The 25412-nt window shown below is 70.1% G+C and carries 28 protein-coding genes; 21 read left to right on the top strand and 7 right to left on the bottom strand.

The genetic code is table 11. From position 1 onward, the window contains the following. Window positions 1-1020 carry an ABC transporter substrate-binding protein gene (locus MKK49_RS12345; protein ID WP_244028738.1) on the top strand — a complete coding sequence of 340 codons (1020 nt, stop codon included), beginning with the start codon at window positions 1-3 and terminating at the stop codon, window positions 1018-1020. A 518-nt stretch (window positions 1021-1538) separates the two neighbouring features. Here the strand turns inward: MKK49_RS12345 and MKK49_RS12340 are convergent. Beyond that, complete coding sequence (locus tag MKK49_RS12340; protein WP_244028736.1) at window positions 1539-2282, bottom strand: sulfite exporter TauE/SafE family protein; 744 nt, start codon at window positions 2280-2282, stop codon at window positions 1539-1541. A gap of 322 nt (window positions 2283-2604) precedes the next feature. Between MKK49_RS12340 and MKK49_RS12335 the strand changes: the two genes are divergently transcribed. From MKK49_RS12335 to MKK49_RS12300, 8 genes are all read left to right on the top strand, one after another. Beyond that, the gene (locus MKK49_RS12335) at window positions 2605-2922 is read left to right on the top strand and encodes a UxaA family hydrolase (RefSeq protein ID WP_244028734.1); all 318 of its coding nucleotides are present in this window, start codon (window positions 2605-2607) and stop codon (window positions 2920-2922) included. Between the two features lie 25 nt (window positions 2923-2947). Further along, the gene (locus tag MKK49_RS12330) at window positions 2948-4210 is read left to right on the top strand and encodes a UxaA family hydrolase (RefSeq protein WP_409565063.1); all 1263 of its coding nucleotides are present in this window, start codon (window positions 2948-2950) and stop codon (window positions 4208-4210) included. 137 nt (window positions 4211-4347) lie between these two features. Beyond that, on the top strand, window positions 4348-5718 hold the full coding sequence (locus MKK49_RS12325) for a cation:dicarboxylate symporter family transporter (RefSeq protein WP_244028732.1): 1371 nt from the start codon (window positions 4348-4350) through the stop codon (window positions 5716-5718). A 65-nt stretch (window positions 5719-5783) separates the two neighbouring features. Further along, complete coding sequence (locus MKK49_RS12320; protein WP_244028730.1) at window positions 5784-6725, top strand: hydroxyacid dehydrogenase; 942 nt, start codon at window positions 5784-5786, stop codon at window positions 6723-6725. A 3-nt stretch (window positions 6726-6728) separates the two neighbouring features. Continuing rightward, the gene (locus MKK49_RS12315; protein WP_244028728.1) at window positions 6729-7718 is read left to right on the top strand and encodes an Ldh family oxidoreductase; all 990 of its coding nucleotides are present in this window, start codon (window positions 6729-6731) and stop codon (window positions 7716-7718) included. Window positions 7719-7879: 161 nt separating this feature from the next. After that, window positions 7880-8608 (top strand): GntR family transcriptional regulator, encoded by a 729-nt coding sequence (locus MKK49_RS12310; protein WP_244028726.1) that lies wholly within the window; start codon window positions 7880-7882, stop codon window positions 8606-8608. A gap of 38 nt (window positions 8609-8646) precedes the next feature. Continuing rightward, on the top strand, window positions 8647-9852 hold the full coding sequence (locus MKK49_RS12305; protein ID WP_244028724.1) for a molybdopterin-dependent oxidoreductase: 1206 nt from the start codon (window positions 8647-8649) through the stop codon (window positions 9850-9852). Between the two features lie 17 nt (window positions 9853-9869). After that, on the top strand, window positions 9870-10220 hold the full coding sequence (locus tag MKK49_RS12300) for a cytochrome c (protein WP_244028722.1): 351 nt from the start codon (window positions 9870-9872) through the stop codon (window positions 10218-10220). A gap of 139 nt (window positions 10221-10359) precedes the next feature. Here the strand turns inward: MKK49_RS12300 and MKK49_RS12295 are convergent, their stop codons facing one another. Next, a complete protein-coding gene (locus MKK49_RS12295; protein ID WP_244028720.1) occupies window positions 10360-10602 on the bottom strand; it encodes a hypothetical protein in 243 nt (80 codons plus the stop codon). 134 nt (window positions 10603-10736) lie between these two features. Here MKK49_RS12295 and MKK49_RS12290 point away from each other — a divergent pair, with 134 nt between their 5' ends. The 8 genes from MKK49_RS12290 to MKK49_RS12255 all read left to right on the top strand — a co-directional run bounded on the left by MKK49_RS12290 (window position 10737) and on the right by MKK49_RS12255 (window position 16510). After that, on the top strand, window positions 10737-11822 hold the full coding sequence (locus MKK49_RS12290; RefSeq protein ID WP_244028718.1) for a YeiH family protein: 1086 nt from the start codon (window positions 10737-10739) through the stop codon (window positions 11820-11822). A 170-nt stretch (window positions 11823-11992) separates the two neighbouring features. After that, window positions 11993-12280, top strand: a complete 288-nt coding sequence (locus MKK49_RS12285; protein WP_244028716.1) for a pentapeptide MXKDX repeat protein — start codon at window positions 11993-11995, stop codon at window positions 12278-12280. 103 nt (window positions 12281-12383) lie between these two features. Then, complete coding sequence (locus MKK49_RS12280; RefSeq protein WP_244028714.1) at window positions 12384-12974, top strand: sigma-70 family RNA polymerase sigma factor; 591 nt, start codon at window positions 12384-12386, stop codon at window positions 12972-12974. Continuing rightward, window positions 12967-13710 carry an NrsF family protein gene (locus MKK49_RS12275; protein WP_244028712.1) on the top strand — a complete coding sequence of 248 codons (744 nt, stop codon included), beginning with the start codon at window positions 12967-12969 and terminating at the stop codon, window positions 13708-13710. Before MKK49_RS12280 ends, MKK49_RS12275 begins: the two co-directional genes overlap by 8 nt. A 51-nt stretch (window positions 13711-13761) precedes the next feature. Further along, window positions 13762-14256 carry a peptide-methionine (R)-S-oxide reductase MsrB gene (gene msrB, locus MKK49_RS12270; protein ID WP_244028709.1) on the top strand — a complete coding sequence of 165 codons (495 nt, stop codon included), beginning with the start codon at window positions 13762-13764 and terminating at the stop codon, window positions 14254-14256. A 37-nt stretch (window positions 14257-14293) separates the two neighbouring features. Further along, complete coding sequence (gene msrA / locus MKK49_RS12265) at window positions 14294-15040, top strand: peptide-methionine (S)-S-oxide reductase MsrA (RefSeq protein WP_244028707.1); 747 nt, start codon at window positions 14294-14296, stop codon at window positions 15038-15040. Window positions 15041-15098: 58 nt separating this feature from the next. Continuing rightward, window positions 15099-15743 carry a cytochrome b/b6 domain-containing protein gene (locus MKK49_RS12260; RefSeq protein WP_244028705.1) on the top strand — a complete coding sequence of 215 codons (645 nt, stop codon included), beginning with the start codon at window positions 15099-15101 and terminating at the stop codon, window positions 15741-15743. Beyond that, window positions 15740-16510 (top strand): molybdopterin-dependent oxidoreductase, encoded by a 771-nt coding sequence (locus tag MKK49_RS12255; RefSeq protein ID WP_244028702.1) that lies wholly within the window; start codon window positions 15740-15742, stop codon window positions 16508-16510. The genes MKK49_RS12260 and MKK49_RS12255 overlap by 4 nt, the downstream gene beginning before the upstream one ends. A 243-nt stretch (window positions 16511-16753) precedes the next feature. Here MKK49_RS12255 and map read toward each other — a convergent pair whose 3' ends face one another. Then, window positions 16754-17503 carry a type I methionyl aminopeptidase gene (gene map, locus MKK49_RS12245; protein ID WP_244028700.1) on the bottom strand — a complete coding sequence of 250 codons (750 nt, stop codon included), beginning with the start codon at window positions 17501-17503 and terminating at the stop codon, window positions 16754-16756. A 58-nt stretch (window positions 17504-17561) separates the two neighbouring features. Then, on the bottom strand, window positions 17562-18293 hold the full coding sequence (locus tag MKK49_RS12240) for a GDSL-type esterase/lipase family protein (protein WP_244028698.1): 732 nt from the start codon (window positions 18291-18293) through the stop codon (window positions 17562-17564). A 130-nt stretch (window positions 18294-18423) separates the two neighbouring features. Between MKK49_RS12240 and rpoZ the strand changes: the two genes are divergently transcribed. The 4 genes from rpoZ to MKK49_RS12220 all read left to right on the top strand — a co-directional run bounded on the left by rpoZ (window position 18424) and on the right by MKK49_RS12220 (window position 23110). After that, the gene (gene rpoZ / locus MKK49_RS12235; protein ID WP_244028696.1) at window positions 18424-18831 is read left to right on the top strand and encodes a DNA-directed RNA polymerase subunit omega; all 408 of its coding nucleotides are present in this window, start codon (window positions 18424-18426) and stop codon (window positions 18829-18831) included. Between the two features lie 248 nt (window positions 18832-19079). Next, window positions 19080-21317: a RelA/SpoT family protein gene (locus MKK49_RS12230; protein WP_244028693.1), complete on the top strand. Its 2238-nt coding sequence runs from the start codon at window positions 19080-19082 to the stop codon at window positions 21315-21317. Window positions 21318-21389: 72 nt separating this feature from the next. Then, window positions 21390-21980 (top strand): orotate phosphoribosyltransferase, encoded by a 591-nt coding sequence (gene pyrE, locus MKK49_RS12225; RefSeq protein ID WP_244028691.1) that lies wholly within the window; start codon window positions 21390-21392, stop codon window positions 21978-21980. A 446-nt stretch (window positions 21981-22426) separates the two neighbouring features. After that, entirely contained in the window at window positions 22427-23110 is a 684-nt protein-coding gene (locus MKK49_RS12220; RefSeq protein ID WP_244028688.1) for an NYN domain-containing protein, read from the top strand. Window positions 23111-23279: 169 nt separating this feature from the next. On the opposite strand, the gene MKK49_RS12215 is transcribed toward MKK49_RS12220, so the two are convergent. The 3 genes from MKK49_RS12215 to dapA all read right to left on the bottom strand — a co-directional run bounded on the left by MKK49_RS12215 (window position 23280) and on the right by dapA (window position 25391). Next, entirely contained in the window at window positions 23280-23846 is a 567-nt protein-coding gene (locus MKK49_RS12215; protein ID WP_244028686.1) for a peroxiredoxin, read from the bottom strand. A 72-nt stretch (window positions 23847-23918) separates the two neighbouring features. Next, window positions 23919-24392 (bottom strand): SsrA-binding protein SmpB, encoded by a 474-nt coding sequence (smpB, locus tag MKK49_RS12210; protein ID WP_244028684.1) that lies wholly within the window; start codon window positions 24390-24392, stop codon window positions 23919-23921. 99 nt (window positions 24393-24491) lie between these two features. Further along, a complete protein-coding gene (gene dapA, locus MKK49_RS12205) occupies window positions 24492-25391 on the bottom strand; it encodes a 4-hydroxy-tetrahydrodipicolinate synthase (RefSeq protein ID WP_244028682.1) in 900 nt (299 codons plus the stop codon). Window positions 25392-25412: the final 21 nt, after the last annotated feature.

Below are 25412 nucleotides of genomic sequence, written 5' to 3'. Positions count from 1 at the left end.
ATGGCACTCGGCCGTCTCAATCGGCTCTGCGGAGCCGCAGCCCTCGTCACGGCGAGCCTGCTGGCCGGATCGGGGGCGGCCTGGGCCGAGGCCTCCGTCGTGCGCCTCGCCAAGCAGTTCGGCATCTCCTACCTGCCGCTCACCGTGATGGAGGAGGAGCGGCTCCTCGAGAAGCACGCCCGCCAGCAGGGGCTCGAGTTGAAGACCGAATGGCTGCGCTTCACCGGCGGCTCCGGCATGAACGAGGCCCTGCTGTCGGGAAACCTCGACTTCGCCGCCGGCGGCGTCGGGCCGATGCTGACGATCTGGGGCCGCACCCGGGGCAACATGATGGTCAAGGGCGTGGCGGCCCTGAACGCGATGCCGCTCTGGCTCGTCACGGTGAATCCGGCGGTGAAATCGATCAAGGACTTCACCGAGAAGGACAAGATCGCCCTGCCGACGGCCAAGAGCTCGATCCAGGCGATCACCCTCCAGATGGCCGCCGAGAAGGCCTTCGGACCCGGCCAGCAGGGCAAGCTCGATCCGCTCACGGTCTCCATGGGCCATCCCGACGCCCAGACGGCGATGCTCGGCGGCCGCTCCGAGATCACCGCGCATTTCGGCTCGCCGCCGTTCCAGGAGGTGGAGCTGAAGGATCCCCGCACCCGCAAGGTGCTCGACAGCTACGACGTGCTGGGCGGCCCGCACACCTTCAACCTCGTCTGGGCGAGCAGCCGCTTCGTCTCCGCCAACCCGAAGATCGTCGCCGCCTTCCGGGGCGCCCTGGAGGAGAGCTTGGCCCTGATCAAGGCGGAGCCCAACCGGGTCGCCGCCCTGTGGATCAAGGCGGAGAACGCCAAGCTGACCGAGTCCGAGGCGGTGGACATCATCCGCGCGCCGCAGACCGGCTGGACCAGCGCGCCCCTGAACATGCTCGCCTATCTCGACTACATGAACCGCGCCGGCCTCGTCAGTGCCAAGGCCACCGACCAGGGCGAGCTGTTCTTCCCCGGCGCCGTCACGAAGGCGGAGCGCTGAGGCCTGAACGCTCCGATCTCGCACGCGGGATTGTGGACGGCCATGCGGTCGAGCCCGCGACCGAGGCGAGGCCGACGGTGCGCGTCCGGCGGGACGACGGTTTTCGGACCTTCGCCGCGGCGCGGCGCCCGGCCAAGACCATCCTCGCCCGGACCATCCTCGGCCAGACCCCTCCGGGGTGAGCTCACCGAGATCCGCGCGAGCGGGCCCCGACGCCGGCCGTCCGGGTCCGGCATGTGCGGCTCCTGCCGCCGATGATGGTGAACGGTCGCCCGCGCTGAACCCGCAGGACGACGCTTGTCGCGGGCGGGCGGCGACGTGACCCTCGAATTCGTACGCACCCTGCCGGTGTCTGAGGATCCGGTCGTCGGCCTGGCGCCGTTCGTCGCCAAGTGAGCTGCCGCATCGGCCTGCGTCCGCTCCGCTCCGTCGCCCGGCGTGGCACAGCCGTGATCCTGGCGGTCGCCGCGGCGGTCCATCGCGCCACCGTCCACGCCGAGCCGGGCAGCCGGGGCGCGTCAGTGCAGCAGGCCGGGGAGTGCCAGGGCGGTCGTCGTGACGCCGATGGCGGCGAGCAGGGCGAGCACGATCGATCGGAACCGGCGCTGGTCGATATGCGCGAACAGCGACAGCCCGGCCAGCACGCTCACGAGGACGATGGGGAGCCCGAGGGCGAGGTCGCCCATCAGTTCGGGCGGGAACGGATTGAACACGGCCAGGATCGCCAGGGACCAGATCTGTAGGACCAGGGTGAAGCTCTGGTAGACGGCGCGCTGCATGCGCGGTTCCCAGCCGCGCACGAGGCTCCAGGCGGTGGGGAGCGCGCCCGACAGGCCGGCGATGCCGCCGAGGATGCCGCCGAGGAAGCCGACGGCCCCGTCGCTCCAGGCGTTGCCGAACGACACCCGGTAGTCGCTGCGCAGCATCGCCACGACGGCGCTGTACAGGATGAGGAAGATCCCGATCAGCACCTTCACCAGCTCGGGATTGAGGTCCTTCAGGAGGTAGATTCCGATCGGCGCGCCGAGGAGGCCGGGACCGATCATGGCGAGTGCCGTCGCGCGCGGCGGCAGGGTCCGCAGGCGCAGGACCGACAGGACCTGGGAGAGGATGCTGCAGGTGAGCACCAGCGCCGTCGCCTCGATGGGCGCCCGGATCGACAGCAGGGTGCCGGAGGCCACCAGCGCGAAGGCGAAGCCCGTCAGGCCGGAAATGAGACCCGCGCAGCTCAGGCACAGGACGATCTGGAGGGTCTCGCTCACGCAGCACCTCTGGCTCCTCGGCCGCCGGCGGCACGCGGGAGCGGTGCGGCGGTGTCGATCGCGAGCGAGACGACGCCACGATCGATATTGGTCTTATATAAGATTTATGACCGATCAAGTGCGCCCGTGGTGCCGGACCGATGCTCGGACTGCGGGCGTTCGCCCGGCCGCGATTCTGTAGCTTTCTGCATCCCGTTCGGCGGCTCATGCAACTCGGGCGGAACGACGCGGCGCTTCCTCGATTGACGCGCCGAACTATGATGTCTTATACAAGACTCAGTCGCCGCAAAGAGCCGACGGCTTCACCAAGGAGGACCCCGGAATGAGTAGCCACGCCGGATCGGTTGAGGGACGGACGAAGCCGCACCTTCTCGCGCACAGCCCGCTGGACAACGTCGCCGTCGCCGTCATCGAAGGTCTCAGCGCCAACACCGACGCCCTCGGCGTCATCACGGAGGACGATTCGACCTTCGCGGTGAACGTCCGCCACGACATCCCGATCGGCCACAAGGTGGCGCTCACCGACCTGAAGGCTGGCGATACGGCCATCAAGTACGGCCAGGATATCGGGAAGATCATCAAGGACGTCGCCAAGGGCGAGCATGTCCACGTGCAGAACCTCAAGACGAAGCGCTGGTGAGGTCGCGATGCCCGGAGAGAACATCATGAACGCCCCCGAGACCACCTCCCCCTTCGTCGGCGGAGCCCCCGACCAGTTCGCCACCACGGCCCTCGGCTCCAGCCGCGCCTCCGTGGACACCAAGGCCGCCACCTTCATGGGCTGGCGCCGCGAGAACGGCCGCGTCGGCGTGCGCAACCACGTCGTGCTTCTGCCCCTCGACGACCTGTCGAACGCCGCCTGCGAGGCCGTGGCCAATTCCATCAAGGGCACCATGGCCCTGCCGCACGCCTATGGCCGCCTGCAGTTCGGCGAGGATCTCGACCTCCACTTCCGCACCCTGATCGGCATCGGCTCGAACCCGAACGTCGCGGCCGTCGTGGTCATCGGCATCGAGGACCAGTGGACCAACCGGATCGTCGAGGGCATCGCCAAGACCGGCAAGCCCGTGATCGGCTTCGGCATCGAGGGCCACGGCGACATCGCCACCATCGCCAAGGCCAGCTACCAGGCCAAGCGCTTCGTGCAATGGGCGACCGAACTGCCCCGCGAGGAATGCCCGATCGCGGACCTCTGGATCTCGACGAAGTGCGGCGAGTCCGACACCACCACCGGACTGTCCTCCTGCCCCACCGTGGGCAATCTCTACGACAAGCTGATCCCGCAGGGGATCTACGGCGTGTTCGGCGAGACCTCGGAGATCACCGGCGCCGAGCACCTCTGCCGCGAGCGCGCGGCGACGCCCGAGATCGGCGACAAGTGGTTCGCCATGTGGAAGTCCTATCAGGACGACGTCATCGAGGCCCACAAGACCGACGATCTCTCGGATTCCCAGCCGACCAAGGGCAACATCCTCGGGGGCTTGAGCACCATCGAGGAGAAGGCGCTCGGCAACCTCGAGAAGATCGGCCACGACAGCCGCTTCATCGACGCGCTCCAGCCGGCGGAATCGCCCGCCAAGGGGCCCGGCCTGTACTACATGGACACCTCGTCGGCGGCCGCCGAATGCATCACCCTGATGGCGGCGGCGGGCTACGTCGTCCACACCTTCCCGACGGGCCAGGGCAACGTCATCGGCAACCCCATCGTCCCGGTGATCAAGATCACCGGCAACCCGCGCACCGTGCGCACCATGGGCGAGCACATCGACGTCGACGTCTCGGGCGTGCTCACCCGCGAGATGACCATCCCGCAGGCGGGCGACGCGCTCATCGACATGGTGGTGCGGACGGCGAACGGGCGTCTCACGGCCGCCGAATCCCTCGGCCACCGCGAGTTCGTGATGACGAAGCTCTACCGCAGCGCCTGACGGGCGGACTCGCGCGCCGCGTTCCGACCCGGAACGCGGCGTTCCCACCCCGACGCCATCGGGGTTCGCGAACGGAGAGAGACCGCCCGTGAACGAGGCGGCGGATTCCGTTCGAAGATCGCCTGGGAAGGAACGCCATGAGGTTTTTTCGATCGATCTACGGTCAGGTCCTGGTCGGCATCGCGCTCGGCATCGTCGTGGGCGTGCTGTTTCCGAAGTTCGCCGTCGACCTGAAGATCCTCGGCGACATGTTCATCAACCTGATCAAGATGGTCGTCGGCCCGGTGATCTTCTGCACGGTGGTGGTCGGCATCGCCCATGTCGGCGACATGAAGAGCGTCGGCCGCATGGGCCTCAAGACCCTCGTGTACTTCGAGGTGTCCACGACGGTGGCGCTCGCCGCCGGCCTTCTCTTCGTCAATCTCCTGCGGCCCGGCGACGGCATCAACGCCACGGTCGAGAGCCTGGACGCCAAGAGCGTCGCCGCGATCGCCGGCAAGGCCCACGCCCAGAGCGTGATGGAGATCGTCGCCAACATCATCCCGCACAGCGCGGTCGATGCCTTCGCCAAGGGCGACCTGCTCCAGGTGATGTTCTTCTCCGTCCTCGTCGGGATGGGGCTCGCCGCCATGGGCCCGAAGGGGCAATTCCCCCTCAAGGTGATCCACGCCTTCGGCGATATCCTGATGAAGGTCGTGGGCATCATCATGCATTTCGCCCCCGTGGGGGCGTTCGGCGCCATGGCCTTCACCATCGGCAAGTTCGGTCTCGGCATCCTCGCCCAGTACGGGCTGCTGATCGTCTCGCTCTACCTGACCTTCTTCGTGTTCATCGTGCTGTTCCTCGGCGGCGTGATGCGGTTCTACGTGGGCTTGAGCCTGTGGAAGCTGTTCCTCTACGTCCGCGAGGAGATGTTCATCCTGCTCGGCACGACCAGCACCGAATCGGTCCTGCCCCGCCTGATGGCCAAGCTCGGCGGCCTCTCCGTCGAGAAGGGCGTCACCGGCCTGGTGATGCCGGCGGGCCTGTCCTTCAACATGGACGGGTCGTGCATCTACCTCACCATGGCCATCGGCTTCATCGCCCAGGCGCTCAACATCCCGCTCAGCTGGGAGCAGCAGCTCGGCCTCCTCGCCATCGCTCTCGTGACCTCGAAGGGGGTGGCGGGCGTCGCCGGCGCCATCCTGTTCGTGCTCGCCGCGACGCTGCAGGCGTCGCAGGTCCTGCCCGTCGCCGGCATCGCGCTCATCATCGGCGTCGACCGCATCCTCAACGAGCTGCGCTGCATCACCAACGCCATCGGCAACATGGTGGCGACCCTGGTGATCGCCCGCTGGGAGGGCAAGATCGACCTCGCCCATGCCCGCGCCGTCCTCGACGGGCGCATCCAGCCGGACCTCGACAGCCTCGACGAGCCGGACGAGGCGATGGACGAGGCGCCCGCGCCGGTCGCCCCCGCCAACCCGGCCCGTCACCGCCCGATGCCCGCCGTGGTCCCGGCCACCTGAGGGGCCGCATCCCCCGCAACCGGAGTTTTTGTCCCTTGCCGACATCAGACACCCCGACAGGTCGCATGCCGAAGATCGTCATCAGCGAATTCATGGACGAGGCCGCCATCGCGGCCGAACTCGACGGGTTCGCGACCCTCTACGATCCGGGCCTCGTGGACCGGCCCGCCGACCTGATGGCGGCGCTGGCCGGCGCGGACGCCCTGGTGGTCCGCAACCGCACGCAGGTGAACGCGGCGCTCCTGGCCGCCGCGCCCGACCTCAAGGTGGTCGGACGCCTCGGGGTCGGGCTCGACAACATCGATCTTGCGGCCTGCCGCGCCCGCGGCATCGCCGTCTATCCCGCCACCGGTGCCAACGACGTCGCGGTCGCCGAGTACGTCATCGGCACGGCGATGCTGCTCCTGCGCGGGGCCTACGGCGCGACCGACGCGGTGGCGGCGGGAACCTGGCCGCGCAACGCGCTGATGGGCCGGGAGATCTCGGGCAAGCGCCTCGGCCTCGTCGGCTTCGGCGCCATCGCCCGCGAGACCGCGCGCCGCGCCGTCGCCCTCGGCATGCAGGTCGCGGCCCACGATCCCCTCCTGCCGGCCGAGGATCCGGCGTGGCGGCCGGCCTACGGCACGATCGCGCGCCTCGACCTCGACGCCCTCCTCGCCGGCAGCGACGTCCTGTCCCTGCACGTGCCGCTGACGCCCGAGACCCGGGGGATGATCGACGCGCGGGCCCTCGCCCGGATGCCGGCCGGGGCCGTGCTGATCAACGCCGCGCGGGGCGAAGTGGTCGAGGTCGCCGCGTTGGCGGCGGCTTTGCGCGGCGGACATCTCGGTGGGGCCGCCCTCGACGTCTTCCCGCAGGAACCCCTGGACGCGGCGGCGGGCGCCGCGTTCCGGGACCTACCCAACCTCATCCTGACCCCGCACATCGCCGGGGTGACCCGGGAATCGAACGTGCGCGTCTCGGCCGTCACGGCCCGGGCCGTGCGCCGTCACCTCTCGGAGGGCTAAGCCATGACGACCCTGACCCTCGCCGAAGCCCACACCCTCGTGGCCGATGCCCTGGTCCGCTGCGGGACGCTGGCGCCCGCGTCGCGGAGCGTCGCCCGGGCCCTCGTCGGCGCCGAGGCCGACGGACTGAAGGGCCACGGCCTCTCGCGGGTGGCGTCCTACGCGGCGCAGGTCCGGGCCGGGAAGGTGGTGGGCGACGCCGCGGTCGCGGTGACGCGGCCCCGGCCCGGCCTCCTCGCGGTGGATGCCGCCCACGGCTTCGCCTATCCGGCCCTCGACGCGGTGATCGAGCAGCTTCCGCCGATGGTCCGGGATCAGGGCATCGCGGCGGCCGGCATCCGCCGCTCCCACCATTGCGGCGCCGCGGGGCGGCCCGTGGAGGCCCTGGCCGAGGCCGGACTCGTGGCGATCCTGTTCGCCAACACCCCGGCCGCCATGGCGCCCTGGGGCGGGTCGCGGGCGGTGTTCGGGACCAACCCCCTCGCCTTCGCCTGTCCCCTGCCCGGGCGCGCGCCCATCGTCATCGACCTGTCCCTCTCGAAGGTGGCGCGGGGCTCGATCATGGCCGCCCGGCAGCGCGGCGAGGCCATTCCCGAGGGCTGGGCCCTCGATGCCGAGGGCCGGCCGACGACCGATCCGGGCGCGGCCCTGAAGGGCACCATGGTGCCGCTGGGCGACGCCAAGGGCACCGCGCTCGCCCTGATGGTGGAGCTTCTCGCCGCCGGCCTGACGGGCGGGCGCTTCGCCGCCGAGGCGAGCTCGTTCCTCGATGCCGAGGGCGATCCGCCGGGCACCGGCCAACTCGTCCTCGCCATCGCGGCGGATGCGTTCGGGGCCGGGGCCCTCTCCCGGTTCGCCGATCTCGCGGGCTCCATCGAGGCGCAGGACGGGGCGCGCCTGCCCGGCGCGCGCCGCCTCGCCCTCCGGACCCGGGCCGAGGCCGAGGGGCTCACCGTTCCGGACGCCCTCGTGGCCGAGATCAGGGCGCTCTGACCATGAAGGCCGCCATCCCGAGCGGATTTCGTCCCAGGCCTCCGGCCCTCCGGATCGACCGATTGCCCGGAGCCGGGCTCGGCCTTATCGAGGAACGGGACACCGTGCTGGGAAACCTCTCCTTTCCTCTTCCCACGCCCGGGGAGCAGCGGCGCACCGACATGGAACGCACAGGTGGCAATGCGGTCGGTTTCCGGCCGCTTTATCGGCAGGTCTACGACACGCTCCTGCGCCGCCTCGCCGATGCGGTCTGGCAGCCGGGCCAGATCCTGCCGAGCGAGAGCGTGCTCGCCGCCGAACTCGGGGTCAGCCAGGGGACGGTGCGGAAAGCCCTCGACGCGCTCACCGCCGACAGCCTGCTGGTGCGCCGCCAGGGGCGCGGCACCTTCGTGGCCGAGCACGACGACAAGCAGAGCGTCTTCCGCTTCTTCAAGCTGCGGCCCGACGGGGCGGTCGCCGGCACGCCGTCGAGCCGCGTCGTCGCCATCGCGGAGGCCGCCGCCACCCTCGACGAGCGCGACCGGCTCGCCCTCCTGCGCAACGCGCGCGTGGTGCGGCTGGAGCGGGTGCGCTCCCTCGACGGACGCGCCTGCCTGTTCGAGACCATCGCGGTCCCGTCGAGCCTGTTTCCCGGCCTGGCCGGGATGGCGCTTCCGAACACGCTCTACAGCCTCTACGCGACTCGGTTCGGCATCACGATCGCGACCGCGCACGAGCGCCTGAAGGCGATCGCGCTCAGCCCCGACAAGGCGGCCCTGCTGGACAAGCCGGCGGGAACGCCGGTCCTCGAAGTCGACCGCGTCGCCGTCGATCTCGAGGACCGCCCGGTGGAGTGGCGCCTGTCGACCTGCCTCACCGAGGACATCCATTACGCCTCCGTCCTGCGATGATCGCGCGGAGGCCGCCAGCGGGACATGGAGATTCCGGGATGATCGAGACCGATCGCAGAACGCTCCTGAGGCAGGCCGGGGCCGGGCTGCTCGGCGCGGCCCTCGCACCCCTCGCGGCCCGGGCCGGCGAGGCCGTCACCCTGCCCTTCGGCAACGGCGAGCGCCCCCTCGTGGCCTATCCGGGCAAGCGCCCGCTGCTGCGGATGACCGCGCGGCCGCCCCAGCTGGAGACGCCGTTCGCGGTCTTCGACGCGGGCGCGATCACCCCGAACGACGCCTTCTTCGTGCGCTACCACCTCGCCGACATCCCGACCTCCATCGATCCCGACACGTTCCGCCTGACGGTCGCGGGACATGTCGACGGGCCGGTCTCGCTGTCCCTCGCCGAGCTCAAGGCGATGCCCAACGCCGAGATCGTCGCGGTCAACCAGTGCTCGGGCAATTCGCGCGGCTTCGTCGAGCCCCGCGTCGCCGGCGGCCAGCTCGCCAACGGCGCCATGGGCAACGCCCGCTGGACGGGCGTGCCGCTGAAAGCCGTGCTCGACCGGGCCGGCGTGAAGGCCGGCGCGGTGCAGGTCGTCTTCGAGGGCCTCGACGGCCCGGTTCTCCCGGAGACCCCGGACTTCGCCAAGGCGCTCGCCCTCGATCACGCCCGCGACGGCGAGGTGATGCTGGCCTGGGCCATGAACGGGGAAGATCTGCCCTGGCTCAACGGCTATCCCTTACGCCTCGTGGTCCCGGGCTTCTATGGCACCTACTGGGTCAAGCACCTCGACGCGATCACGGTGCTGGACAAGCCCTACGAGGGCTTCTGGATGAAATCGGCCTATCGCATTCCCGACAATGCCTGCGCCTGCGTCGAGCCCGGCCAGACCCCCAAGACCACGGTGCCGATCAATCGCCTGACCATCCGGTCGTTCGTCACGAACCTCGCCGACGGGGCCACGATCCGGGCCGGCCGGACGGATCTGCGCGGCATCGCCTTCGACGGCGGCTCCGGCATCGCGGCGGTCTCCGTCTCCCCCGACGACGGCCGCACCTGGACCGAGGCGGCGCTCGGGCCCGATCTCGGGCGCTATTCCTTCCGGCCCTGGACCCTGTCGGTCGACCTCCCGGCCGGTTCGCACGCCCTCCGGGTCCGGGCGACGGGCAACGACGGCGGCGTCCAGCCGATGGCCGCGCGCTGGAACCCACCAGGCTACATGCGCAACGTGATCGAGACCGTCCGCGTGCGGGCAGCGTGAGGGTAGCCGAGATGACGATGCGTTCTCAGAAAGTCCTGCCGGCGAGTCTTGGGTTCTTGGCGAGCCTGGGGTTCTTAACGAGCCTCGGGGTGTTGGCGAGCCTCCCCGCGACCGCCGCGCCGCGGACCTACGAACTTCCCGAGCCGACGGCGCAGCTGCGGCCGGCGGCCGGCCGGGAAGCGGGATTCGAGGCGGCGCAGGCCAATTGCCTGACCTGCCATTCCGTCGATTACATCGCCATGCAGCCGCCGGGTAAGGGCGGGGCCTTCTGGACCAGCGAGGTGACGAAGATGACGAAGGTCTATCACGCGCCGATCAGCGAGGCCGACGCCAAGGCCATCGCGGATTACCTCGCGGCGGCGTACTAGCCTCCTCGTTCGACGACGTGGATGCCGGTTCGTCGCAAGCGGGCACGGCTTTCACGCCGGGATCGAGTCTTGCACGTGGGAATCGAGGCTCGCACGTCGGGATCGAGGCGCGTACCCGTCCCGATGGCAGTCGGCGGAGTTAAAGGATGGCGGTGATGAAGGCGGCGACCTGCGCATGAGCATGCGCGACCATCTGCGCCACGGGCTCGTCGGCGAAGTAGATCCGGCTCGCCGTCAGGGTCGCGGCGACCAGCCAGAAGCCGATCACGGCAACGCTGCGCGCGCGCTGGTCTCCCGCCGCGGACGCGCCCGGGCAAGCGATCTCGACGGGTTCGCCGAACGGATCGAAGGCCATCGCCAGCTGGTCGTTACGCTTGCTCATGTCCTTAGATGTCGCGCTTCGGCCCCGTCCGATCAATGGATGCGTTTTGCGAAGATGTCCGCCGGTGGAGAGCGTTGTTCCCCCGGTTTCGGCGCACGCAGAATTTCCTTCCTCTTGCCTCAAAGGAAGGCACCATGAGCGCCAAAGGCCTCACGACGGAACCCGCCGGGACGGCGAAGCCGAGGATCGCGTCCGGCCGGATCGCCTCGCTCCTGCCGGGCATCCTCGTCTGTCTCGCCGTCACCCTGGCCGCCCTGGCCGTGCAGGCCCTCGAGGAGCGCGCGACGGGTCATCCCTACGTCGAGGCCCTCGTCATCGCGATCCTGCTCGGGATCGCGCTCCGGACCCTGTGGAGCCCGGGCGAGCGCTTCCGGGCCGGCATCGCGTTCTCGGCCAAGCAGGTTCTGGAACTCGCCGTCACCCTGCTCGGCGCCTCCGTCAGCCTGGGCGCCATCCTCGCCTCCGGCACCAACCTTCTCGTGGGCATCGTCGCCACGGTGGTCCTGGCGATCGTCGCGAGCTACGGCATCTGCCGGGTTCTCGGCCTCCCCGCCCGCATGGCGATCCTGGTGGCCTGCGGCAATGCCATCTGCGGCAACTCGGCCATCGCCGCGGTGGCGCCGGTGATCGGGGCCGACAGCAAGGACGTGGTCGCGGCCATCGCCTTCACGGCCGTCCTCGGCGTGCTGATGGTCCTGGGCCTGCCCCTGTTCATCCCCCTCGTCGGCCTGTCGGAGCATCAGTACGGCACGCTCGCGGGGCTCACGGTCTATGCGGTGCCGCAGGTGCTCGCCGCCACGGTCCCGGTCGGCATCCTGGCGACCCAGGTCGGTACCCTGGTCAAGCTGGTCCGCGTCCTGATGCTCGGGCCCGTCGTGGTCGCGTTCTCGTTCATCGCGCCCTACCTGCCGGCACAGGGGGCCTCCCCGATGGGCAAGCCCGGGCGCCTCGGCTTCTTCAAGATCGTGCCCTGGTTCATCCTCGGCTTCCTGGTCCTCGCGACCTTGCGCTCCCTCGGCCTCGTCCCCGAGGCGGCCTCGCAGCCGATCACCCGGCTGGCGGGCCTGCTCACCGTGGTGTCGATGGCGGCGCTGGGTCTCGGGGTCGACGTGCGGGTGCTGGCCCGCGTCGGCGGCCGCGTGACGCTGGCGGTGACGGGCTCGCTCGTCGTCCTGCTCCTCGTCAGCCTGTCCCTGATCTGGGCCCTGAAGATTTCCTGACTTCTTCTTCCCCCGCGAGGTCTTACCCCACGAGACCTATCGGCGGCGACATCCGGGCGGAGCGCTCCGGGCAGAATCTTCGCCTCGACCTGTAACCGTCATCGGCGCTCCTCCGAAAGACGTTGCAGTACCGCCGAACCGTTCGGTACGTTCGAGAAGGATCACCGCCCATGAGCACTCTCCTCCGCGTCGCCGCCGCCGTCGTCCTCGCCACTGCCGTCTCCGGAGCCCCGGCCTTCGCGGTCGATTCCATGGCCAAGGACGGCATGTCCAAGGACTCGATGGCGAAAGACTCCATGTCCAAGGACGGGATGAAGAAGGATTCCATGGCCAAGGACTCGATGTCCAAGGACGGCATGGCCAAGGATGGCATGGGCAAGGATGGCATGGGCAAGGATTCGATGGCGAAGGACGGCATGTCCAAGGACGGCATGGCCAAGGATTCGATGAAGAAGTAAGTTCGGCCTCATGCGGACGGCGCGGGTCGGCCTTCCGGGCCGCCCGTTCCTCATGCCGGGCCCCTCCCCGGGGCCCGCCGCAGCCTCCGGAATCCCTGCGCCCATGGCTGTTCGAGCGACGGCATTGTCCGGCGAGGTATCCCTGTCCGCCGCGATGCAGGCGGCCCAGGCCGGCGACGCCGCCGCTTACCGGGACCTCCTGCGCGATTGCGTGCCGGTCATCTCCGCGATGGCACGGGCCAGGGGGGTTCAGGGCGCGGCGCTCGACGACGTGGTGCAGGACACCCTGCTCACCGTCCACCGGGCGCGGGCGACCTACGATCCGGCCCGGCCGTTCCTGCCCTGGTTGCGCGCCATCGCGCAGCGGCGGGCCATCGATGCGTTGCGCCGCAAGGGGCGCCGTCCGCAGGAAGTCCACGATCCGCTCGCCTATGAGGCGCGTGCCGATCCGGGCCCCTTGCCGGGTGATGACGCGGAGCGTCGCGCGCGCGCGACGGTCCTCGCCGCGGCCGTCGCGCATCTTCCCGACGGACAGCGGGAGGCGATCGAGCACATCGCCCTGCGCGAGCTCTCCCTCGAGGAAGCGTCCACCCTCACCGGGCGGACCAAGGGGGCGCTCAAGGTCAACTTCCATCGTGGTCTCAAGGCCCTCCGCGTATCGCTCTCATCCCGCAAGGAAGACACGGATGTCTGATCCGGCCGCCCAAGACCCATCGCGCCCGAACCCGTTTCGTACGAACCCGACGAGCCGGGACCGTTCCACCCACGACCTCGTCGAGGATCTGGCCCGGTCGCTTACCCCGGTCCGCCGGCTCGCGGGCCCGGGGCGCAGGACCCTCGTCTGGTCCGGCGCGGTGCTCACGGTGGGCCTCCTCCTCGTGCCGATGTCCGACGTCTCGGGATTGCGGGCGCGTCTCGGTGTGCCGGATCTGCACTGGGCGGCCCTCGGCGCGATCCTCACGGCCCTCGCCGCCGCCCTCGCCGCCTTCCAGAGCAGCGTGCCGGGGCGAAGCCCGGCCTGGTCGCTGCTGCCGCTTCCGCCCCTCGTCCTCTGGCTCGGCGCCAGTGGCCTCGGCTGCCTGCGCGGTTGGCTCGCGCCGGCCGCCAACCTCGCCGAGCCGGAGGAGATGCGGGGCTGCTTCGTCTTCCTGATGGGGGTCTCCCTGCCGCTCTCCGTCCTGCTGGTGCTGATGCTGCGCCGGGCCTGTCCGCTGCGCCCCAATCTCACGGCGGCCCTCGGGGGGCTCGCGGCGGCCGCGGCGGCCGCGGCCCTGCTGGTGCCGTTCCATCCGCACGACGCCACCGCGACGGACCTGCTGGTTCACCTCGTCGCCGTCCTCCTCGTCGTCGGCCTCAACGGCCTCTTCGGCGGCCGCCTCCTCGACGGAACCGCCGGGCCGCGGTCCCGGCCCGGCGAGGCCGGCCTGTAACCGGTCCGCTCTGCAAGGCGAATGACAGACCAGAGCAAGGAACCCGGCACCATGGACCGCAGACAGATCCTCACGGCCGGCGTCTCGGCACTCGGCATCCTGACGTTCCTGCGCGCCGCCGGAGGGTCCCTGGCCGGCGACCGTGCCGCGGCCGGAACCTTCGCCGTCGTGAAGAGCGAGGCCGCCTGGCGGGCCCAGCTCGGGTCCGCCGCCTACGCGGTCCTGCGCCGGCACGGCACCGAGCGCGCCGGCTCGAGCCCGCTCGACGCCGAGAAGCGCGCCGGTCGTTTCGTCTGCGCCGGGTGCGACCAGCCACTCTTCGCCTCCAGCGCGAAGTTCGAGTGCGGAACCGGCTGGCCGAGCTTCACCGCCCCCCTCGCGGAAGCCGTGGGCACGACGACGGATTCCAGCCTGGGGATGAGCCGGACGGAGGTGCATTGCCGACGCTGCGGCGGCCATCTCGGCCACGTCTTCGCCGACGGACCCGCCCCCACGGGGCTTCGCTACTGCATGAACGGCGTCGCGCTGCGCTTCGAGCCTGCCTGACCGATCACGCCTCCCCGTCCCGCAAAGGACCATCCCCATGTCCCAAGTCAACAAACCCGCGACCGTTCCCCCACATCGCACGCGCCGCAACGCGGCCCTCGTCGGCGGAGTCCTGACCCTGCTCGGCTTCGGCCTCGCCATGACGATCGAACGGGCCGGTGCCGAGGAAGCGAGCCGGCGCTTGCCGGCCGCCGCGACGCCGTCGCACGAACCCGCCCGGCTTCAGAGCGCCGTGTTCGCCGGGGGCTGCTTCTGGGGCGTGCAGGGCGTGTTCCAGAACATCCGCGGGGTCAGCGAGGCCGTTTCGGGCTATGCCGGCGGGGACGGAACGCGCGCGACCTACGAGGCCGTGTCGAGCGGGCGCACGCGGCACGCCGAGGCGGTTCGGGTGACCTACGACCCGCGCGTGGTCTCCTACGACACCTTGCTGCGGGTCTTCTTCTCCGTCGCCCTCGATCCGACGCAGGTCGATCGGCAGGGGCCGGATCACGGCCCGCAATACCGCTCGGCGCTCTTCCCCGCGAATGCCGAGCAGGGCAGCGTGGCCCGCGCCTACATCGCGCAACTCGACGCCGCCAAGGTCTACGGCGCCCCGGTCGCCACCCGGATCGAGCCGGGCGCGGCGTTCTACCCAGCCGAAGCCTACCACCAGGACTTCATGGCCCGGCATCCGGCCCACCCGTACATCGTCGCCAACGATGCCGCGAAGGTGCGGGACCTCAAACGCTTCTTCCCCGAATTCACCGCCCCGGCGCCCGTCCTCGTCGGGCGCGATCCCGCCTGAGGCCGACAGGGTCCTCGGGCGGGCCGTTCGTCACGTCAGCAACCCCAGGAAGGCTCCGATGCACGCCCCTCCGTCGCGGGCCGAGCGCCCGATCCACCCCCTCGTCGTGCGGATCACCCATTGGGTGAACGCCCTGGCCATGCTGATCATGATCACCAGCGGATGGCGCATCTACAACGCCTCGCCGATCTTCGGCGACTGGGCCTTCCCGAAGGGCATCACCCTCGGCGGCTGGCTCGGGGGTGCCCTGCAATGGCACTTCGCGGGGATGTGGCTCCTCGTCGCCAACGGCCTCGTCTACCTCGCCTACGGGCTGATCTCGGGCCATCTGCGCCGGCGCCTCACGCCCCTGCGGCCGCGCGAGATCGCGCGCGACTTCGTCGCGGCCCTGCGGTTCCGGCTCCCCCACGACCCGGGCGTCTACAACGCCGTGCAGCGCCTGCTCTACGTGGCGGTCCTGCTCATCGGGATCGTCATCGTGCTCTCCGGTCTCGCGATCTGGAAGCCGGTCCAGTTCGCCCCGCTGACGGCCCTGATGGGCGGCTACGACACGGCGCGGATCGTCCATTTCCTCGCCATGGCGGGCATCGCCGGCTTCGTCGTGGTGCACCTCGCCCTCGTGCTCCTGGTCCCAAGGACGCTGCCGACGATGATCGTCGGCCGCGAGATCCATTTGCGCCGCAACCGCGTGGTGAAGCCATGACGACCCTCGATCGCCTTCTGCGCCGTCCACGGCCCGGTCTCGTGGTTCCCGAGACGCAGCCGATCCGGGCCGATCGCCGCCTGTTCCTGCGCGGCGGCCTCGTCGCGGCCGGGAGCCTCGCCCTCGGCGGCTGCGACATCTCCGACAACCCGCAGGTGGAGAGCGTCCTCGGCGGGATCTCGCGGCTGAACGATCGCGTCCAGGGCGCCCTCTTCGGGGGCACGCGTATGGCCCCGACCTTCGATGTCGCGGACATCACCCCGGACTTCCCCTTCAACGCCTATTATCCGGCGAGCAAGATCCGGGTGATCGACGGCGCCACCTGGAGGCTCGAACTCGCCGGTCTCGTCTCCGACAAGGCGCCCTGGACCCTCGATCGCCTGAGGACCCTGCCGCAGGAAGCGCAGATCACCCGCCACGTCTGCGTGGAGGGCTGGAGCGCCATCGGCCAATGGTCGGGGGTCCCGTTCCGCACCTTCCTCGAACGGATCGGGGCCGACACGACCGCGCGCTACGTCCGCTTCGCCTGCGGCGACGATTACTGGACGAGCATCGACATGCCGAGCGCGCTTCACCCCCAGACGATCCTGGCCCTGGACTACGCCGGCGCACCCCTGCCGCCGAAATACGGCTTCCCGGTCAAGCTGCGCATCCCGACGAAGCTCGGGTTCAAGAACCCCAAGCACATCATGGCGATCACCGTCACGAACGATTATCCCGGAGGATACTGGGAAGATCAGGGCTACAACTGGTTTTCCGGATTGTGAGGACGTGACCGGCGAATCGACGTGAACCGGGGCTGATTGCATCGAGACTTGCCGGATCGGGACTTGCCGGATCGAGACTTGCGGGTCCGCCCTACGATCGGGATGGGTGCGAGTCCGTCGGCCTTTCCGGCCGATCCGCGTGCCGGGTGAGAACGACGCCGTCGGTGCCGGTGCCAACGGAGCGCCGGTATACGGCCTCCGCGCGACGCCCCTGCCGCCGGAACGCATCGGCCCGTCGCCCGGTCAGCCGGGCAGCGTCACCACCAGGGCGCCCTGGCGCGTCGCCACGACGGTGTGCTCGTACTGGACCGTCGGGGCCTTGGGGTCGCCGAACAGGGTCCAGCCGTCGTCGCCGCCTTCGGCGAACGTGCATCCCAGCGAGAGGAACGGTTCGATGGTGAAGACGAGGCCTTCCCCGATCGTCCGCCGCTCGGAGCGATCGGGCCAGGTGGCGATCTCCTTCGGTTCCTCGTGGAGGGAATGGCCCACGCCGTGGCTGGCGAGGTTGCGGACGAGCGTGTAGCGATTCTTCCGCGCGAACGCGCCGATCGCCAGCCCGATGCCGCCGAGCGGCCGGTCGGCCCCGACCTGCCGGATGCCGGTCCACAGGGCCCTGCGCCCGTCCCGGCACAGGCGTTCGATCGGTTTCGCGACGGGCGGCACGGCGAAGGAGGCGCCCGTATCGGCGAAGACGCCGTTCCTCTCCGCCGAGACATCGATGTTCACGAGGTCGCCCGCCCCGATCCGGCGCGCGCCCGGGATGCCGTGGGCGATCTCCTCGTTGACGCTGATGCAGGTCGCGCCCGGGAAACCGTAGCACAGCTCCGGTCCGGGCCGGGCCCCGGCGGCCTCCAGGATTCCCCGGCCGATCCGGTCCAGTTCCCCCGTCGTCATGCCGGGCTCGAGCGCCGCCCCCATGGCCGCGAGGGCGTTGGCGACGATGCGCCCGATCTCTTCGAGCAGGACGAGCTCGCCGTCGTTGGAAATGGTCATGCGCGATCCGAAGGGAGGATGGGGCGAGGTCGGGACCGGGCGGTCCCATGGCAGGCTCTCACGGCGCGGGCGCCGGGTCCCGCCGCGCGCGGATGGCGGCGCCGAGGGCCGCGTATCCCTCCGGGGTGAGGTGGACCATGTCGGGCAGGAAGGTCGGACACTGGTCGTCCGCGCAGCGCAGGGCGGCCTCGGCGCCCTCGACCAGCACGGCGCCGCCCCGCTCCGCCAGGAACTCCGCCACCGCGCGGTTCAGGGCCGTGCGCTCGCCATCGCGGAACGCCGACTTCCTGCCCCGCGGCGGGGTGCCGACGACGACGAGGGCGGGCTTGTGCCAGAGCGTATCGATCCGGTCCACGATCCGCCGGATGCCGTCCCGGATGGCGCAGGCCTTGTCGCCGTAGCCGAGGTTGTTCGTCCCGATCATGAGAAACACGGTCCGGGGCGAGAGCCGCGCGTAGCGCGCGTCCTGCAGGCGCCAGAGCACGTTCTGCGTGCGGTCGCTGCCGACGCCGAGGTTCAGGAGCCCGTCGCCGAAGGTCTCCCGGGCCAGGGCCTCGGGCCACAGTTCCGTGAGACTGTCGCCCAGGAGCACGACCTCGGCGCCCGGCGCCTGCGCGGCGGCGCGCCCGACAAGCTCGGCGCGCCGGTAGGCCGTCGCGCTCTGGGGCGGCACCGGGATCGTCGTGACGGCGATGTCGGCGGCATCGCAGGGCGCCTCCTCGGCCCGCGCGGGGCCGACGAGCAGAACACTCAGCGCCGCCACGGCCCGGAGGTACGATCCTCGCGTCATCCGCACTGTCCTCCGCGGCCCCCACCGGCGCCCCATCCCTCTCCCGGAGGCACGTCTTGTTGCCGCGCGTCAAGGGGTGTAAGACGCCGGTTCAATTCCCCACACCCTGTTCGAGGAAGGAGCCGTCCGCATGGCTCGCGTCACCGTTGAAGACTGCATCGACAAGGTCGAGAACCGGTTCGAGCTCGTGCTGCTCGCCAGCCACCGCGCCCGCCTGCTCGCCGCCGGTGCGCCCCTGACCATCGACCGCGACCGCGACAAGAACCCCGTCTGCGCCCTGCGCGAGATCGGCGACGCGACCATCACGGCCGACGACCTCAAGGAACAGCTCATCCACTCGATGCAGAAATACGTCGAGGTCGACGAGCCCGAGGCCGAGACCGTGCCGCTGCTGTCGAGCTCGCCCGCCGCCGCCGCCGTCGCCCCGCAATCGGCCACCGACGAGGGCGTGCAGTTCGACCGCATGAGCGAGGAAGATCTCCTGCGCGGCCTCGAGAACCTCGCGCCCCCGACCGAGACGGACGAAGAGGCCGAGTAATCGGCCTCCTCCACGGCGCGCTTCCAGCAACCCGGCCCCGCGGCCGGGTTTTTTCATGGGCCTCGTCGGGCCGAAAACGCGAGCCTGCAGCGTCTTAAATCTCGGCCTGCGGCGCTTGAGGGCTGGCGTGGGCGCGTGCGATGCGGGACAAATTGCGCCTCCGCCCGCGTGACGCGGGCGCTCAAGTCCGAAGTCCAGGTCCGAAGCCCAAGTCCGAAGCCCAAGTCCGAAAAGGGTCTCACTCGCGGATGATGCGCCAATACGAGCTTGTCGAGCGGGTCAAGCGCTACAACCCCGCCACGGACGAAGCCCTGCTCAACCGCGCCTACGTCTACGCCATGCGCGCCCACGGCACCCAGAAGCGGGCGTCCGGCGACCCGTTCTTCGCGCACCCGCTCGAGGTCGCCGCGATCCTCACGGACCTGCGGCTCGACGACGCCACCATCGTGGCCGCCGTGCTGCACGACACGGTGGAGGACACCGCCGCCACCCTCGACGAGATCCGCGCGATCTTCAGCCCCGAGATCGGTGCGCTGGTCGACGGCCTGACGAAATTGAAGCGCCTCGACCTGGTCTCGAAGCGTGCCGCGCAGGGCGAGAACTTCCGCAAGCTCCTGCTGGCGGTGGCGGCCGATGTCCGCGTGCTGCTGGTGAAGCTCGCCGACCGCCTGCACAACATGCGCACCCTCCACCACATGCGCGTGGACAAGCGCGAGCGCATCGCCGAGGAGACCCTCGACATCTACGCGCCGCTCGCCGGCCGCATGGGCATGCAGGAGCTGCGCGAGGAGCTGGAAGACCTGGCGCTGCGCAATCTCAAGCCCGAGATCTACGCCACCATCGCGCAGCGCCTCGCCGACCTGTCCGAGAAGTCCGAGCGCCTCGTCGAGAGCATCGAGCAGGATCTCACCGCCCGGCTCGCCGCGCAGGGCATCACCGCCGCGGTGACCGGGCGCCAGAAGCGGCCCTACTCGATCTCGGCCAAGATGGAGCGCAAGTCCGTCGCCTTCGAACAATTGTCGGACATCTTCGGCTTTCGCGTCATCGTCGACTCCCTGGCCGATTGCTACGGGGCGCTGGGCGTCGTCCACACCACCTGGCCGATGGTGCCGGGGCGCTACAAGGACTACATCTCGACGCCGAAGCAGAACGACTACCGCTCGATCCACACCACGGTGATCGGCCCGAAGAGCCAGCGCGTCGAGTTGCAGATCCGCACCGCCGCCATGGACGAGATCGCCGAGTACGGCATCGCCGCCCACGCCCTCTACAAGGAGGCGGGCGTCAAGGACGAGGTCGGCGGCGTCCATCCGCGCCTCGCCACCGAGAGCGGCGCCTACCAGTGGCTGCGCCGGACCATCGAATTGCTGGCCGAGGGCGACAGCCCGGAGGAGTTCCTGGAGCACACCAAGCTCGAGCTGTTCCAGGACCAGGTGTTCTGCTTCACGCCGAAGGGCCGGCTCATCGCCCTGCCGCGCGGGGCCACCCCCATCGATTTCGCCTACGCCGTCCACACCGATGTCGGCAACTCGGCGGTGGGCGCCAAGATCAACGGCCGCATGGCGCCGCTCCTGCACGAACTCGTCAACGGCGACGAGGTCGAGATCGCCCGCGCCGACGGGCAATCGCCCCCGGCCGCCTGGGAATCCCTCGTGGTGACGGGCAAGGCCCGCGCGGCCATCCGCCGGGCGACGCGCTCGGCCGTGCGCCGGCAATATGCCGGCCTCGGCCGCCAGATCCTCGACCGGGCCTTCGAGCGGGCGGCGAAAAGCTTCTCCGAGGACAAGCTGCGCGGCGCCCTGCCGCGCCTCGCCCGGACCTCCACCGAGGACGTGTTCGCGGCGGTCGGCCGGGGCGAGATGTTCTCGGGCGACGTGGTGCGGGCGGTCTATCCCGACCACAAGGACGAGCGCCGCACGGCGCCGGCCCCCCTGCAGCAGCCCGCCGCCGGGGGCGCCGGGCGCCTCAGCCTCTCCAAGGACCAGACCATGCGTCTGACCTTCCCGGAGGGACCGGTCGAGGCCGGACGGCCCGACGCGATTCCCATCCGGGGCCTCGACACCGACCTGCCGGTGAGCTTCGCGCCCAATGGCGGGGCCGTGCCGGGGGACCGCATCGTCGGCATCCTGACGCCGGGCATCGGAGTGACCATCTACCCGATCCAGTCGGCGGCTCTGGCCGCCTTCGACAACGAGCCGGACCGCTGGCTCGACGTGCGCTGGGACGTCGAGGCCGGCGCCAGCGAGCGCTTCCCGGCCCGCCTCGCCCTCCAGTCCATCAACGAGCCCGGCGTGCTCGCCTCCATCGCCCAGGTCATCGCCGACCACGACGGCAACATCGACAACCTGTCGATGAAGCGAAAGACCCAGGATTTCACCGAGATCGTCATCGATCTCGCCGTCTGGGACCTCAAGCACCTCAACGCCATCGTGGCGGAGCTGCGCGGCAAGCGCACCGTGGCGCGGGTGGACCGGGTGAACGGGTGACGCCTCCGCTTGCGCCCGCCCCCCGCCGTTGCCTACACACGGCCGAATTCCAGCCAATCCTCGGAGCCGACCATGACCCCTGAGCAGGTGCTCGCCGAATTCCGCGACGCGAACGCCCTCCTCGAGGGGCATTTCGTCCTCAGTTCCGGCCTGCATTCCGGGGTGTTCCTCCAGAAGATGGCGATCTTCTCGGACCCCGTGCGCACGGAGCGCCTGTGCAGGGCGCTCGCGGCCACGATCACCGAGCGGTTCGGGCCCATCGACATCGTGGTCTCGCCGGCCATCGGCGGCATCGTGCCGGGCTACGAGACCGCGCGGCACCTCGGCGCCCGCGCCATCTTCGTGGAGCGCGACCCCGGCGGCCCCTTCACCCTGCGCCGCGGCTTCAGCATCCCGGCGGGGACGCGCGCCGTCATCGTCGAGGACATCGTTACGACCGGGCTCTCGGCCCGCGAATGCCTCGCTTCCCTCTCGGGCGAGCCCGGCGAGATCGTGGGCGCGGCCTGCCTCATCGACCGCTCGGGCGGGCGCGGCGAGATCGGCCTGCCGCTCGTCACCCTCGTCACCCTCGACATCCCGGCCTACCCGGCCGACGCCCTGCCGCCCGAACTCGCCGCGCTCCCGGCGGTCAAACCCGGCAGCCGGGTCGCCCTGAAGCCGTGATACGGCCGCCCCTCGATCGGAGCGGCGGCTGGATCGGACGCGCCCGCGCGGCGTCCGAGGGGAGCTCCAATCCGCTCTCCCGACGGGATCAGCCGGATTTGGTCTGAGCCCATCTCCGGCGGCATCGCTCCGGCGGAGTTGCGCCGATGAGGACGGCCCGTCGGCGTAGCCTGAGATTTATTTCCGGGTCCGATCTAAAACTAGGCCGTGAAACGTTCTGAGTTTACACCTAATACTTGCCTCTCTTGACAAAGGTCTGGAACACGACCTATTGGCTCTGTTTATTCGACCGCGCGCCATCGAGCCATCGGCATTTTTTCGATTTCTATGATTTGAAATTCGGTCAGGTTCAACTGAAATACTCAGTCTATCTTGCGAAACTCGACAGATAGCATGGCGTCTGGTGCGGGTGTGGCCTGCATTCATACCGGGAAATGGATCGTTTCATGAGCGCACAACAGCGCAGCGCCCTCTTCATCGATGGGGCCAACCTCTATGCCGCGACCAAGGCCCTCGGCTTCGACATCGATTACCGCCGGCTGCTGAAGGAGTTCCAGGCGCGCGACAACCTCATCCGGGCGTTCTACTACACCGCCATGGTCGAGGATCAGGAATACTCGTCGATCCGCCCGCTCATCGACTGGCTCGACTATAACGGCTACCGGGTCGTGACCAAGCCCGCCAAGGAGTTCGTCGATTCGGCCGGGCGCCGGAAGATCAAGGGCAACATGGACATCGAGCTCGCCATCGATGCCCTCGAACTCGCCCCCCGCATCGACCACATGGTGCTGTTCTCCGGCGACGGCGACTTCCGCTCCCTCGTCGAGGCGATGCAGCGCAAGGGCGTGCGGGTGACCGTGGTCTCCACCATCCAGACCCAGCCCGCCATGGTGGCCGACGACCTGCGCCGACAGGCCGACGAGTTCCTCGACCTCGTCCACCTCATCCCCCGCGTCGGGCGCGACCCCGGCGAGCGCAACGTGCGATCCACGCCCGACCGACCCGTGTCCGGCCCCGGCGACACCGGGACCCGCTCGCGCGGCGAGACCCCGGAGCGCTCGGCGCGCCCGAGTCCCGCCCTCGAGACCCGCTACGGGATCAGGCAGGGCGAGGAAACCCCGGAGGGGTAACACTGTTTTCGGTTGATCACATCTTGCACCGGCTTGGCGCGACAGGCTCCCTCTCCTTCCAGGAGAGGGGACCCGCGCTCGACACAGACCGAGCGGATCTCCGCAGGCGCTATAAGAACGACTGTTTTCACATATCGGCCGAAACGCCAGGGTGCCCTCTCCGTTCGGCCTATGCCCCCGCGTCGAGCCAGGCGAGCACCTGCTCGGCGCTGCGGTCGGGCGGGAAGACCGGATAGAACACCTTCGTCACCCGGCCGTCGTCGAGGACGAGGGTGAGGCGGCGCAGGAGCGTCAGGCCGCCGGCCGTGAAGGTCGGGAGGGTCATGGCCCGCGCGAGCGCGCCGTGCGGGTCGGCCAGCAGGGTGAACGGCAGGTGCAGGCGGGTCGCGACCTCGCGCTGATAGGCGCTGGTCTGCGTTGAGAGGCCGTGGACATGGGCGACGCCCCGCCGGATCAGCTCGGCGTGGTGATCGCGAAAATCGCAGGCCTGGGGCGTGCAGCCGCGCGCGCCCGGGATCGCATCCCAGTCGGGCACGAGGGTGGGCTGGCCGGGCTCGCCCGTGCGCGGATAGGCATAGACCACCGCCCGGCCCGTCAGACGGCCGAGGGACACCCGCGTGCCGTCGGTCGCCTCCAGCGACACGTCGGGCACCCGCGCTCCGAAAAGGTGGCGGGCGGCGCCGTCATCCTCCGGCACGGGCAGGTCGGCGGGCAGGGACGCGAAATCGGGGTTCATGCGCGGCGATCCGGGAGCATCACGGGCCGCCAGCCTATCTCCGCTCCGACCCGCGCGCCAATCGCGAAACGATCAGCCGCGGTCGCGCATAATGCGGGCGCGGTCGCGCTCCCAGTCGCGCTGCTTCGTCGCCTCGCGCTTGTCGTGAAGCTTCTTGCCGCGCCCGAGCCCGAGCTCGATCTTCGCCCGGCCGCGCTCGTTGAAGTAGATCTTCAGGGGCACCACGGTGAAGCCGTCACGCTGGGTGGCGCCGATGAGCTTGTTGATCTGCTTGCGGTGCAGCAGGAGCCGGCGCGGGCGCTTGGTCTCGTGGTTGAAGCGGTTTCCCTCGACGTATTCCGGGATGTAGGCGTTGAACAGCATCAGGTCGGACCCCGACGGCCCGGCATAGGCCTCGCCGATGGTGGCCTTGCCCTTGCGCAGGGATTTGACCTCGGTGCCCGTGAGCGCGAGCCCGGCCTCGATGGTGTCGGTGATCTCGTAATGGTAGCGGGCGGCGCGGTTGTCGGCGACGACGCGGCGGTCGGGATCGGGTTTGGGTGCCATCACATCGTCGATTCAGGCCGGCCGCGGGAATGCGGCCGGGCCATGGTATCTGGGAGATAGGGGATATGGTCCGTCCGGGCCGATTGCGCCAGACGGAAATCAGCCGTCGAGGAGGCCCGCATGGCGCAGGGCGGCGTCGATCACCGCCTTGCTCGCGTCGCCCACCGGCAGGAGCGGCAGGCGCAGGTCTTCGCGCATGTGCCCGAGGCGGGCCAGGGCGTACTTCGCCGGCGCCGGGTTCGGCTCGATGAACATCGCGGTGTGGAGCGGCAGCAGGATGTCCTGCAGGGCGAGCGCCCTGGCGTAATCGCCGGCCAGCGTCGCCTCCTGCAGGTCGGCGCAGAGACGCGGGGCGACGTTCGACACCACGGAGATGCAGCCGCAGCCGCCGTGGGCGTTGAAGCCCAGCGCCGTCGCATCCTCGCCCGAGAGCTGGATGAAGTCCGGCCCCATGGCCTGGCGCTGGAGGCTGACCCGGTCGAGCTTGGCCGTCGCGTCCTTCACCCCGGCGATGTTCTTCAGTTCGTACAGGCGCGCCATCGTCTCGACGCTCATGTCGACGATGGAGCGGCCGGGAATGTTGTAGAGGATGATCGGGATGCCGATGGCGTCGTTGACCGCCTTGAAGTGGGCGTAGAGTCCGGCCTGGGACGGCTTGTTGTAGTAGGGCGTCACCACCAGCACGGCGTCGGCGCCGGCCTTCTCGGCATGGCGCGCGCGCTCCACCGCCTCGGCGGTGGAGTTCGAGCCGGCGCCCGCGATCACCGGCACGCGCCCGGCGGCCTCCGCGATGCAGATCTCGACCACGCGGTCGTGCTCGGCCGGGGTCACCGTCGGGGTCTCGCCCGTGGTGCCGACGGGCACGAGGCCGTGGATGCCCTGCTCGATCTGCCAGTTCACGAAGGTGCGGAACGCGGCCTCGTCGAAGGCGCCGTCCCGGAACGGCGTCACCAGGGCGGTCATCGCGCCCTTCAGGCGCCCGGTCGTCGTGTCGGTCATCCTGGCGTTCCCAGCCCTGGG

This window comes from Methylobacterium sp. J-090, from assembly GCF_022829345.1.
In the GTDB taxonomy this organism is placed as follows: Bacteria; Pseudomonadota; Alphaproteobacteria; order Rhizobiales; family Beijerinckiaceae; genus Methylobacterium.
The sequence above is the reverse complement of the archived record's forward strand: the minus strand, read 5'-3'. Positions and strand labels throughout refer to the sequence as shown.

Bases quoted from the DNA above. Each gene is read 5' to 3' on its own strand.
- MKK49_RS12345 (WP_244028738.1), top strand. From the start codon at position 1: ATGGCACTCGGCCGTCTCAATCGGCTCTGCGGAGCCGCAGCCCTCGTC.
- MKK49_RS12335 (WP_244028734.1), top strand. From the start codon at position 2,605: ATGAGTAGCCACGCCGGATCGGTTGAGGGACGGACGAAGCCGCACCTT.
- MKK49_RS12330 (WP_409565063.1), top strand. From the start codon at position 2,948: ATGAACGCCCCCGAGACCACCTCCCCCTTCGTCGGCGGAGCCCCCGAC.
- MKK49_RS12325 (WP_244028732.1), top strand. From the start codon at position 4,348: ATGAGGTTTTTTCGATCGATCTACGGTCAGGTCCTGGTCGGCATCGCG.
- MKK49_RS12320 (WP_244028730.1), top strand. From the start codon at position 5,784: ATGCCGAAGATCGTCATCAGCGAATTCATGGACGAGGCCGCCATCGCG.
- MKK49_RS12315 (WP_244028728.1), top strand. From the start codon at position 6,729: ATGACGACCCTGACCCTCGCCGAAGCCCACACCCTCGTGGCCGATGCC.
- MKK49_RS12310 (WP_244028726.1), top strand. From the start codon at position 7,880: ATGGAACGCACAGGTGGCAATGCGGTCGGTTTCCGGCCGCTTTATCGG.
- MKK49_RS12305 (WP_244028724.1), top strand. From the start codon at position 8,647: ATGATCGAGACCGATCGCAGAACGCTCCTGAGGCAGGCCGGGGCCGGG.
- MKK49_RS12300 (WP_244028722.1), top strand. From the start codon at position 9,870: ATGCGTTCTCAGAAAGTCCTGCCGGCGAGTCTTGGGTTCTTGGCGAGC.
- MKK49_RS12295 (WP_244028720.1), bottom strand. From the start codon at position 10,602: ATGAGCAAGCGTAACGACCAGCTGGCGATGGCCTTCGATCCGTTCGGC.
- MKK49_RS12290 (WP_244028718.1), top strand. From the start codon at position 10,737: ATGAGCGCCAAAGGCCTCACGACGGAACCCGCCGGGACGGCGAAGCCG.
- MKK49_RS12285 (WP_244028716.1), top strand. From the start codon at position 11,993: ATGAGCACTCTCCTCCGCGTCGCCGCCGCCGTCGTCCTCGCCACTGCC.
- MKK49_RS12280 (WP_244028714.1), top strand. From the start codon at position 12,384: ATGGCTGTTCGAGCGACGGCATTGTCCGGCGAGGTATCCCTGTCCGCC.
- MKK49_RS12275 (WP_244028712.1), top strand. From the start codon at position 12,967: ATGTCTGATCCGGCCGCCCAAGACCCATCGCGCCCGAACCCGTTTCGT.
- msrB (WP_244028709.1), top strand. From the start codon at position 13,762: ATGGACCGCAGACAGATCCTCACGGCCGGCGTCTCGGCACTCGGCATC.
- msrA (WP_244028707.1), top strand. From the start codon at position 14,294: ATGTCCCAAGTCAACAAACCCGCGACCGTTCCCCCACATCGCACGCGC.
- MKK49_RS12260 (WP_244028705.1), top strand. From the start codon at position 15,099: ATGCACGCCCCTCCGTCGCGGGCCGAGCGCCCGATCCACCCCCTCGTC.
- MKK49_RS12255 (WP_244028702.1), top strand. From the start codon at position 15,740: ATGACGACCCTCGATCGCCTTCTGCGCCGTCCACGGCCCGGTCTCGTG.
- map (WP_244028700.1), bottom strand. From the start codon at position 17,503: ATGACCATTTCCAACGACGGCGAGCTCGTCCTGCTCGAAGAGATCGGG.
- MKK49_RS12240 (WP_244028698.1), bottom strand. From the start codon at position 18,293: ATGACGCGAGGATCGTACCTCCGGGCCGTGGCGGCGCTGAGTGTTCTG.
- rpoZ (WP_244028696.1), top strand. From the start codon at position 18,424: ATGGCTCGCGTCACCGTTGAAGACTGCATCGACAAGGTCGAGAACCGG.
- MKK49_RS12230 (WP_244028693.1), top strand. From the start codon at position 19,080: ATGATGCGCCAATACGAGCTTGTCGAGCGGGTCAAGCGCTACAACCCC.
- pyrE (WP_244028691.1), top strand. From the start codon at position 21,390: ATGACCCCTGAGCAGGTGCTCGCCGAATTCCGCGACGCGAACGCCCTC.
- MKK49_RS12220 (WP_244028688.1), top strand. From the start codon at position 22,427: ATGAGCGCACAACAGCGCAGCGCCCTCTTCATCGATGGGGCCAACCTC.
- MKK49_RS12215 (WP_244028686.1), bottom strand. From the start codon at position 23,846: ATGAACCCCGATTTCGCGTCCCTGCCCGCCGACCTGCCCGTGCCGGAG.
- smpB (WP_244028684.1), bottom strand. From the start codon at position 24,392: ATGGCACCCAAACCCGATCCCGACCGCCGCGTCGTCGCCGACAACCGC.
- dapA (WP_244028682.1), bottom strand. From the start codon at position 25,391: ATGACCGACACGACGACCGGGCGCCTGAAGGGCGCGATGACCGCCCTG.